The following is an 8,528-nucleotide window of genomic DNA, read 5'->3' as shown; positions in this document are numbered from 1 at the left end:
AATTCGCTCGTCGGCAATTCAGGGTAGCAGCCTGAACCGTGCGAGGTACTGGTGTGATCGCGTGATGTCGTTGTGTTGTGATCGCCGACACGGGCTAGGATATGACCTATCCGCGAAAAACCCCCGCCGAACGCTTGATGAGTTGGGGCTCCATTCGGCGGGGCAGAGGAGGCTGTAACATGCTGGATGCTTGCTCACCATCGACTACCGGGAGTCGTGTGTGAGTTGGCGACCGGAAGGTATGTCCTAAGCCTGATCGATTGAATGGTGCTTTAGCATACCTTTAGAAAGGTGTGAAAGGCGCTGGCAGGTGGATAGGTTTAAGCCCCCGCCTATCTCTCAGAAGAGCCCCAGATTCTTCGACCCGCCAGCTGAACCAATTTACCGGCGAAGTCTGAACGAGTGGTTTCCGTGGCGGTAGGCGGCAAGATCGTTTCGGGAAGAACATGCCAGCGCGCGGGGCTTGTTAGGGTTAAGCGGGTGGGCTTTATGCCCGAACATTACGCGCGCTGGCGAAGCCAGTCTCAGCTCAAATCGTTGCAGGTTGGTAAACACCGGCAGCCCATCAGCGGTGCTGGCGGGCAAACCTCGGATTGGGGAAGGCTTTTTGCTCTGAACGTGGGGCGTTCTACGCGCCCGCCAGCACGGATAGCGTAATTCAATCACCCAAATGTGGAAATCCCCCTGCAGGCTGACGTTGGGAAGCGCTTGCCTGCAGGGAGCGGCGGTGACCTCTCAGAGGTCTGGGTATGCTTATCAATGACTGTTGCGGTCGAGAAGCCCCACCGGAGTTTTCTCGGCGCAATGGCGCGGTAGGGTCGCCAGAATCTGCGATCAGAACCAACGGCATGGACAGAAATTCTGCAGGCGCTGGCGGGGACTTGCGAGGGTAGTTCGTGCTGTCTCCGGTCAGGGGATGAGCGGATATCCCGCCAGCACAAGAGTAAATAGGGCGATGCCCAACAAAGAAAAGCCTCTGCCAGCTCGAATGGGTGGAGGTCGTCGCCGGCAGAGGCGCAGTGACTACCTGCCAGCAGGCGTAAACCGGTCCGAGGTTTCGCCGACAGGTAGCCGACCCCGGGAAGGGTAACTCCACACTATCACTGATATCCGAAGAGGGAAATCCGATGGACCGCACCGTGCCTGCAGGCGCGGCGCTGCTGCTTGCGTTCGTCTATGAGACGGAAACCAGCCGCCGCCCGCCCGAATGCTATGAAGTGATCTACGCACACCGGCAGGATCGCTTGCCGAAGCCGCTCACGCGCATGACCGTTGACGAGGTGATTGCCGCGCAGCGCACCTGGTCGCGTCATCATGGTTCCTCGGCCGCCGGCGCGCCGCAGTTCATCCGCAAGACGCTGATGGGGCTCAAAGAGGAGCTGGGGCTGCGCGGATCGCAGGTGTTTGACGGCGACCTTCAGGACCGGCTTGCCTATCATCTCCTGATCCGCCGCGGTTATCATCAGTTCATCAACGGTGAGATCAGTCGCACCGAGTTCGGCCGGCGGCTCGCTGGCGAATGGGCGTCTTTTCCTGTGCTGGATGCCACGCGCGGCGCGAAGCGACATGTACGCAGGGGAGAAAGCTATTATGTCGGCGATGGCCTCAACAACTCGCTGGTCTCGCCTGAGAAGGTCGAAGCGGTGCTCGACCGGGTGAAGGTCGTTGTCAAAGGTCAGTTGCCTGTTGTCGAGAAGCCTGTGGTGAAAGACCCTGAACACCTCGACAAGCCACTGACCAAATCGAAGACGGTCTGGCAGTGGGCTATCACCTCGATCATCGTCCCGGTGCTGGCCGTTTTCGATGACTGGCGGGTGCAGCTTGCCATCGTCCTAATCGTGGCCGGGTTCGCGGTCTATGCGATCAAGCGGCGGCACGACATCGCGAAGGTGTATCGCTCGATGAAGGCCGAAATGGAGCGCGGGGCGTGACCTGGCTCGGCATGATCTCCAAAGCCCTGCTCTCGCCGCTGGGGAAGGCGCTGGCTGCAATTCTGGCTGTCTCCGTCATCGCTGGCGGGATTTACCTCTACGGCCACCAGCGGGGCCGCATGGCCGAACAGGCGGCATTCGCCCAATGGATCAACCAACAGAATGAGGATGCAGGCAATGCGGCTGAAGACTGGCGTGCTCGCTATCGCCGCTGCGCTGAGCGTGGCGGGTTGTTCGACTTCGAAACCGGTGCCTGTGACGAGTGATGGCCTGCGCAATGTGGTCGGCACATCATTGATCGGCGCGCGCGGCGCGACTGCAGACGATCAGCAAAAAATTGACGAGACGGCAGCCGGCCTTTGTGGCGGTGGCATCTGGTCTCCAACAGAATGCGCCCGCCATGGGCGAGAGACGCAGGAATAGTGCCGCATGTCAGAAGCGAGTGTTGAGCGGACCCTTGGTCAAATCCTCGGAGAGTTGAAAGGCATTGATGACCGCTTGATGCGCGCGGATGACAGCCGCGCCGTCGTGCATCGTCGGTTGGATGAAGTCAGCAACCGGTTGTCGCATCTCGAAGGTGAGGCGGAGACGACAAAGGCCAAGGTCGATCAGATGCAGTCTGTCACCGATGATGTCGTCAGGTTGAGGTCCCAAGCTCAGGGTGCGGGCACTGCGGGCCGTTGGTTGATCCGTCTTGGCATCGGCATTGTTGGGTTCGCCGGCTGGCTGGTCGGTATCTACACCTGGCTGACCGGTCGCCCGCCTCCCTGATCCGCATTTTACTGCCACTCATTGTGGCCTTCGGATTGTGGGGTGTTCCGAAGTTGCCGCTTCGGAACAACGGGCGCGAACTCTCGCAGCTTTTCGCGTCTATGCAGCAGCGAATGCTTCGAGTTCAATCAGCAGATCTTTCCTGCCAAGTTCCACGATGCCGGCCAGTACACCGGGTGGGCTGACATTATGCTGAGCCAGTCGCTCCGACATGGGGCCTGCGGCATGTTCGAGAAACGCTTCCATGTCCGTAACATAGGTATTTATCCGCACGACATGGCTCAGCGACAGGCCCGCTTCGGCCAGAACTGTCTCGACGTTGTTAAGCGCTGCCTGTACTTGCCCGGCCATGTCGCCGGGGTGGAGTGTATTGCCATCGGCGTCCACAGCGCATTGTCCAGATACAAAGACCAGACGACTGAAGTCGCTGATCATGACGCCTTGATCCATGCCTTCGGGGTAGGTCCAAGGATTGAGTTTGCGAATCCGCATTGTAGGCCTCCTCTTATTGAAGAGCCTCTGCTGTAGAAGCTCAAGTCGACTTGAGGTCAAGGCCACTGGGGAGTCAGCGGGTTCAATGCAAGTGCTGAAATTCCGAATGCTTGGGTGTTTCATAAAGAGGATTTTAGTCGCGCTATGGTAGAAAAATGTGGAGATAATATAAGATCATGAGTTTCTAGAATTGTTATAATTTGACTTTAATTGGCAGTGGGTTTTAGGTGGATATTACCGAATACATCATATTAGGTATTATATAATCAAAAATTGCCCTATCATCCTCCTTGTCGATAAATACTGCGACCAGTATCAGGAGGAAGCTATGAGGACATTGCATAGGGAAATTCTCTCCGGAATGGCAGGCGGAGTTATCGTGCTCAGTCTCGTATTTCCAGCGGCGGCCATTGATCTTGGTGGTGTCAGCATCGGTGGCAACGACAGCGGAGGTGTCAGCGTTGGCGTAGGCGGTGTTTCCGCATCCGTCGGCACTGATAACGGCCTCTCGGCCGATGTCGGCGCAGACCTCGGGGCGGCTTCGGCGGATGTTGGTGCCTCGGTTGGTGGCGACAGCTTGGCTGACGTGAATGCGGACGCCAATGTCGGTAGTGCTGTGAGCGCCAGCAGCCGCACTACTGTTGGCGGTGGTGGTGGCAGCCTGTTTGGTTCCAGCACTACGGCATCTATTGGTGGGAGCAACGGATTGAACGCTGGCGTGAATGCAAATGTCGGAAGCGGCGGCATTGGAGCCGATATCAATCTTGGCCTGGGTGGGAGCGGCGGTCCCGGCACAGGTGGTCCCGGCAGCGGTGGGGGTATCATCGGCGACGGTAATGGCGGCAGCAAAGTGCCGGGTAGCAGGGCCATCAGTGGTCTGAGTGATCAGCAGATCGCAGTCTACCGCAAGCGCTGCGTGAGCATTTTGCGGAATCCAGCAGCTTGGGACTACGACTTGGTGCAATTGTGCAAGCTTCTGCGCCAGACAGCGGCCCGCTGACAATATTGCGTAACCGTGAGTGGCCACTTAATCAGGGCCGCTCCGAACTTTGCTCACATCTGCTAAATCTACCGACAAGGGGCACCTCGCCAGCGCCGGCTGGCGGGGCCGTTGCGATCTATTCAGATGACGCGCATATAATTGTGCGCACTTGATCCATGTTAATGGCGAGATGGCGAAATTACGCTAGGGAACCTCGGCTTTATGGGTGGGGACCCGCATCAAAGAATTTCGAGGTTTTGTTTCTGAGATGTTTCTTTTTTCTACCGTGCACATCCGTTTGGGATTCATCTAAACGGTAGCTGGGCCTCTGCTCCTCCTTGAACCGTGTCTGCTTGGGGGAGACATGATTGAATTTCTTCAGAACTGGAGAGGGTTCGCGGTTCCGTTTGCTCTCGTTGTATGTCTGTTGGTGTTTTTGGCGCTGTTGTTTTTTCGTCCGCTCGATTTGCCGGGGCGAGCCAAGACAGGTGTTGGAGCAGATGGCGCTGGCTCGGAAGGAACCGATCCGGACGCTGAGATTTGACGTGATTGGTCAGACGTTTCTTCGATCCGAGAAGCGTTTCAATCGGGAACCTCCGGCGCTTCCACGATCATGAGCTTGTCGTCGGGCAGGGGACGTTGAAGCTTCTTTGCTTCCTCCCATGGCTCTGTGAGCCATGCGGTCATTTCGTCCTCGGTGGTCAGGATGACCGGCATCGCCTTCTTGTGAACAGGTTCGACAACGCTGTTGGGCTCTGTGGTCAGGAAGCCATAGACCTCATGGTCGGCTGATTCCTCGCGTGCCATGCGCTTGCCGTGCCATGGTGTCCAGAGGCCGGCGAAGACGAACAGTGGCCGATCCTCATTCAATGCGAACCATGCGTTCGGTGTGCGCTTGTCGCCTTCATGCTTGCTGGCAGGGTCGGGCTCGGCAAAGCTCGTGACCGGCACAAGGCAGCGGCTTTCCGGTGAAAGCCATTTGCGCCAGTGGGCCGATGAGGTGTTGCGGATGTTCGTGACGCCGCTGTCGTGCTTTCCCTTGATGAACATGGGCGGCGTCGGCATGCCCCAGCGGGCGCGCACCATTTCCCGCTCTCCATCCTCTCCCACGCGAGTGATCGGCGCATAGCGGTTCGGATAGACCTGCAGTGACGGCTCATTGAAAGCGTATTCCCGCGTCGTCTTGATGAAGTCGCGGATTGCCTGGCGCGTCGTCGTCATGTTGTAGAGATTGCACATTGGTCGGGATCACCTCGGCCATTGATTTATGACCATGATGGTATTGCCACGGGCGTTTTGGCAACTCCTGCAGCGCAGGCGTTGCTCCAGATCGATCGCTGTTGCGTCCCGGCCGTAGCGCCGCTCAAGCGCGCGGCGGTCCAGCTCGGCTATCGATCTGCAGTGCCGGCATATGGCGCCCAGAACATAGTAGGGCTGAATGTCCTTCAGTCGGATCTGGCCGTCGCGTGTGAAGAAAACCACCTCGGACAGGTGGAGTGGTTTGAATTGGCGCATATGGCGGCTCCGCAAAACATGTGCCGCACCGTTGTTTCCTTCATCAGCGCGCCGCCCCAGCGCGCACGAATCCCCAACTGACAGATCGCTCCAGCGCTTCCACGCGCCCGGCGAGGTAATCCCGCTCGCCCAAGAGCGCGATAACTGCCTCGCGAGGATCGCCGCCGCAGGCCTCTATGATCGCCTCGGCCGCTGGCTCATAGGGATCAGGTTCCGTCTGTGGTTTCACTGCACGGTCCATGCACCATCTCCCAGAACGTTATTCTTCCTCACCTCGGCGGCGTGTTTCTCATCTGGCTCGATGCACCAGGTGGAGGGCAGATCGGCCTTGCCGGTGGCAAAGCGCTCAAGGATTTCCTGCTTGGCTGCCTCGTCGTCCGGCAGAAGCGAGGAGAGGCCATCAGGCTTTCCAAACCAGCGCCACGGCTCCACGCAGATCTGCATGACGCCATCGATGCGCTCAAAGCGATAGGTGCAGCCGGAGCGCTCGATAAGGCGCTCCACGGCTTGCTCTATGGACAGGGCCGATTCGTCCTCGAGCCCGTCGTCATCTTCCAAGTTGAAGACGGTGTAGGTGGTCATTCTTTTCTCCATCAGAAGCGCAGATCGTAATCCAATCGCCCTTGACGAGTCCAGAGTTTGTTCCACATTTGTTCACGTTACGCATGCGGCGACGTGACGTGTGAAATCGAGAAGGAGCAGACGATGTCACGTCGCAAAGGAGAGCCCACCGGGGCTCAGATTGACCGCGCGCATCCGCACCAGGTGGCGCTCCCGGAGGATCGGGTAATGGGAGCCAACTACGATGTCGTTCACGGCTTCTGCAGAGGTCTGTCGATCCATCGCCGGACGCAATCCGTCTACGCGCAGTGGGCAGAGCCGAGAGGCGGCTACTTCATCATCTTCTGCTTTTCCGAGAAGGAGCACGCGGAGCTATTTGCCGCCGAGTTTGACGGCATTCCGTTCGATCCGAAGCGAGATCGAGGGAAAGGGGATCGGAAGCGGTTCTGGGATCGTGCACCGCAGGCTACTGTGGCCGGCTCGCGCGCTCGATCTCGTTCAGCGTGTCCATGATCATCTCAACGTGATGCGCGCGATCATCGCCAAGAGCCTCGACCATATCGAGCGTCACTATCATGAGGCCTGCGCGGTCGCTCAGTGTGGCCGCAAGGTTTAGGTCTGGGATAGCACTGGTGGCGCGCAGCAATAGACGCCGGCACCTGACCTCATCCGCTTGTGAGCGTCCAGAAACGATGTCTCGAAGCTCAGCGAGCGCGTTTTCTACTCGCACCATGCGGACCTGTACCCCGGCTTCCAGCGAACGGCATAGCCATCCGCCATGAGGATTTCCCCCGCAGTCTTCCCGTTTGGCATCCGCACCCACACAAGTGGCCGCTTCCAGCGGTCACGCTCGCCGCTGTCCTCGATCTTCACGTCCTCCCGCAGAAGCTCGGCCAACCGCAGTTTGGCCTGTTTGCCGAGAAGCTTCTCCTTCGGGCATTTCGCGTTGCGGATCTCTGGAGTGTCGATCCCGGACTTGAACGGCGCGCCTGGTCCCATGATGCGCATGTTCTGTCCATTGCACTTGATGGTGTCACCATCGACTGCGGATAGCGACAGGCATGTCAAAACCACGCTGGTTGCGATGGTGATCAAAGTTACCCCCATAGTTCTACCCAGATGCACTCAGCGATATCATTCTGTTCCACAAACGCGGCAAGTGAAAATCGTGGGTTTCGGGGTTTAATTCAATCACACATTGAAATCGGTCGATAAAGGTAATGCCGTGATGCTCGGGCGGGCTTCAGTGATCAAAGGAGCATCCAATGTATCTTACTCAAGAGCCTATGCATCAGCCTATTGAACCGGTAGGCCCTCAGCGTATTCGCTCTGTCAGACGCCGAAACAGTGACTGGACGATGAAGGAACACGAAGTCATCGTATCGCACTGGCCAGATATCGAAACAATCGAGAAGTGCCTACCACATAGAAGCAGACGTGCAATTCGCGCATTTGCAGGAAAGTGCAATCTTACAACCTCACGGCATGTCTGGACTGCTGCTGAGGACATGAAGCTTCGTAAGCTGGCCGCCGCTGGTGAAAGCCGAAGGGCCATCGCCTCTGAAATGGGGATGTCACTTAATCAGATTGCCGGACGCATGGCTTATGCCGGAATCTCGCTCGCTCGAAAGCCTCCAAAGCCCTCAACCAATCTCCTGGTGAACGCCGTCCGTCAAAGGGCGTTCGAGCTACACATGACACTCTCTGATCTTGACCGTTCTCTCGGCAGTCGAAAAATTTTCCAGCAGGCTTCGGGGAGCCAAAGAGTGGCCCATACGCATATCGAACGTGCGGTCAAGGCTCTGGGTGGGCGACTGGTCGTTGAGTGGTGCGACGAATGACGATCGCGCGACGGCGAATTGAAGATGCCATCGACCGTCTTATCGACCTATTAGACGAGATCGATGGCGATCCGGATTTTGAGCTTGAGGTCGTGGAAGAGCAGAATGACCGGGAGCATGACGCGGCTGAGGACGGAATCGCGGACAAGGCTGCTCTACACTTCATCCTAGCCGAAAGGGCTCGCCGCTCACGTCTTCGACGACACTGATCCCGTGGTGAAGCGTCGGTCCAGATTGTCGACGCAATGCAGTGTCCCTTGGCTCGTGCATTCGGGCCCAAGGGATTACTGCGTCTTGTTTCCTAGACACTCACCTTTCGGCAGGACTGGGAATGGAAGGTGGGCTACGTTCTTGTGGTAATTGATCTCGATATGTGCTACATAGGTGACAAATGGAATGGGGAGTCTCGTTCGGCGTCTGGCCTCGGCATGTCCG

General features: G+C 57.8%; 12 protein-coding genes. 8 read left to right on the top strand and 4 right to left on the bottom strand.

What is annotated here, in order from left to right; genetic code table 11:
* Positions 1-1,127 precede the first annotated feature (1,127 nt).
* From ACRTG1_RS22585 to ACRTG1_RS22575, 3 genes are all read left to right on the top strand, one after another.
* Positions 1,128-1,931: a hypothetical protein gene (locus ACRTG1_RS22585; protein WP_432517330.1), complete on the top strand. Its 804-nt coding sequence runs from the start codon at positions 1,128-1,130 to the stop codon at positions 1,929-1,931.
* On the top strand, positions 1,928-2,197 hold the full coding sequence (locus tag ACRTG1_RS22580; RefSeq protein ID WP_432517328.1) for a hypothetical protein: 270 nt from the start codon (positions 1,928-1,930) through the stop codon (positions 2,195-2,197). The genes ACRTG1_RS22585 and ACRTG1_RS22580 overlap by 4 nt, the downstream gene beginning before the upstream one ends.
* Before the next feature lie 163 nt (positions 2,198-2,360).
* Positions 2,361-2,702, top strand: coding sequence for a DUF1515 family protein (locus tag ACRTG1_RS22575; RefSeq protein WP_113154799.1), 342 nt, complete (start codon positions 2,361-2,363; stop codon positions 2,700-2,702).
* Positions 2,703-2,801: 99 nt separating this feature from the next.
* Here the strand turns inward: ACRTG1_RS22575 and ACRTG1_RS22570 are convergent, their stop codons facing one another.
* Complete coding sequence (locus tag ACRTG1_RS22570) at positions 2,802-3,194, bottom strand: RidA family protein (protein ID WP_432517327.1); 393 nt, start codon at positions 3,192-3,194, stop codon at positions 2,802-2,804.
* A 328-nt stretch (positions 3,195-3,522) separates the two neighbouring features.
* Here ACRTG1_RS22570 and ACRTG1_RS22565 point away from each other — a divergent pair, with 328 nt between their 5' ends.
* Positions 3,523-4,194: a hypothetical protein gene (locus tag ACRTG1_RS22565; RefSeq protein ID WP_432517326.1), complete on the top strand. Its 672-nt coding sequence runs from the start codon at positions 3,523-3,525 to the stop codon at positions 4,192-4,194.
* Positions 4,195-4,540: 346 nt separating this feature from the next.
* A complete protein-coding gene (locus ACRTG1_RS22560) occupies positions 4,541-4,720 on the top strand; it encodes a hypothetical protein (protein WP_432517324.1) in 180 nt (59 codons plus the stop codon).
* Positions 4,721-4,758: 38 nt separating this feature from the next.
* On the opposite strand, the gene ACRTG1_RS22555 is transcribed toward ACRTG1_RS22560, so the two are convergent.
* Complete coding sequence (locus tag ACRTG1_RS22555; protein ID WP_432517322.1) at positions 4,759-5,415, bottom strand: SOS response-associated peptidase; 657 nt, start codon at positions 5,413-5,415, stop codon at positions 4,759-4,761.
* A gap of 21 nt (positions 5,416-5,436) precedes the next feature.
* Between ACRTG1_RS22555 and ACRTG1_RS22550 the strand changes: the two genes are divergently transcribed.
* Positions 5,437-5,772 carry a hypothetical protein gene (locus ACRTG1_RS22550; RefSeq protein ID WP_432517320.1) on the top strand — a complete coding sequence of 112 codons (336 nt, stop codon included), beginning with the start codon at positions 5,437-5,439 and terminating at the stop codon, positions 5,770-5,772.
* 144 nt (positions 5,773-5,916) lie between these two features.
* Here ACRTG1_RS22550 and ACRTG1_RS22545 read toward each other — a convergent pair whose 3' ends face one another.
* Together ACRTG1_RS22545 and ACRTG1_RS22540 are read right to left on the bottom strand one after the other, a co-directional pair.
* On the bottom strand, positions 5,917-6,273 hold the full coding sequence (locus tag ACRTG1_RS22545) for a hypothetical protein (protein WP_432517319.1): 357 nt from the start codon (positions 6,271-6,273) through the stop codon (positions 5,917-5,919).
* Between the two features lie 699 nt (positions 6,274-6,972).
* Positions 6,973-7,359, bottom strand: coding sequence for a thermonuclease family protein (locus ACRTG1_RS22540; RefSeq protein WP_432517317.1), 387 nt, complete (start codon positions 7,357-7,359; stop codon positions 6,973-6,975).
* Between the two features lie 158 nt (positions 7,360-7,517).
* Here ACRTG1_RS22540 and ACRTG1_RS22535 point away from each other — a divergent pair, with 158 nt between their 5' ends.
* Entirely contained in the window at positions 7,518-8,093 is a 576-nt protein-coding gene (locus ACRTG1_RS22535; protein WP_432517316.1) for a hypothetical protein, read from the top strand.
* Positions 8,090-8,302, top strand: a complete 213-nt coding sequence (locus ACRTG1_RS22530) for a hypothetical protein (protein ID WP_432517315.1) — start codon at positions 8,090-8,092, stop codon at positions 8,300-8,302. The genes ACRTG1_RS22535 and ACRTG1_RS22530 overlap by 4 nt, the downstream gene beginning before the upstream one ends.
* Positions 8,303-8,528 lie beyond the last annotated feature (226 nt).

This window comes from Nitratireductor sp. PBL-C9, from assembly GCF_050877045.1.
Lineage (GTDB): Bacteria > Pseudomonadota > Alphaproteobacteria > Rhizobiales > Rhizobiaceae > Nitratireductor > Nitratireductor aquimarinus.
This window is presented reverse-complemented; position numbering and strand designations above follow the sequence as displayed.

Excerpts from the sequence above, each read along its gene's own strand:
- ACRTG1_RS22585 (WP_432517330.1), top strand. The coding sequence starts at position 1,128 with ATGGACCGCACCGTGCCTGCAGGCGCGGCGCTGCTGCTTGCGTTCGTC.
- ACRTG1_RS22575 (WP_113154799.1), top strand. The coding sequence starts at position 2,361 with ATGTCAGAAGCGAGTGTTGAGCGGACCCTTGGTCAAATCCTCGGAGAG.
- ACRTG1_RS22570 (WP_432517327.1), bottom strand. The coding sequence starts at position 3,194 with ATGCGGATTCGCAAACTCAATCCTTGGACCTACCCCGAAGGCATGGAT.
- ACRTG1_RS22565 (WP_432517326.1), top strand. The coding sequence starts at position 3,523 with ATGAGGACATTGCATAGGGAAATTCTCTCCGGAATGGCAGGCGGAGTT.
- ACRTG1_RS22560 (WP_432517324.1), top strand. The coding sequence starts at position 4,541 with ATGATTGAATTTCTTCAGAACTGGAGAGGGTTCGCGGTTCCGTTTGCT.
- ACRTG1_RS22555 (WP_432517322.1), bottom strand. The coding sequence starts at position 5,415 with ATGTGCAATCTCTACAACATGACGACGACGCGCCAGGCAATCCGCGAC.
- ACRTG1_RS22545 (WP_432517319.1), bottom strand. The coding sequence starts at position 6,273 with ATGACCACCTACACCGTCTTCAACTTGGAAGATGACGACGGGCTCGAG.
- ACRTG1_RS22540 (WP_432517317.1), bottom strand. The coding sequence starts at position 7,359 with ATGGGGGTAACTTTGATCACCATCGCAACCAGCGTGGTTTTGACATGC.
- ACRTG1_RS22535 (WP_432517316.1), top strand. The coding sequence starts at position 7,518 with ATGTATCTTACTCAAGAGCCTATGCATCAGCCTATTGAACCGGTAGGC.
- ACRTG1_RS22530 (WP_432517315.1), top strand. The coding sequence starts at position 8,090 with ATGACGATCGCGCGACGGCGAATTGAAGATGCCATCGACCGTCTTATC.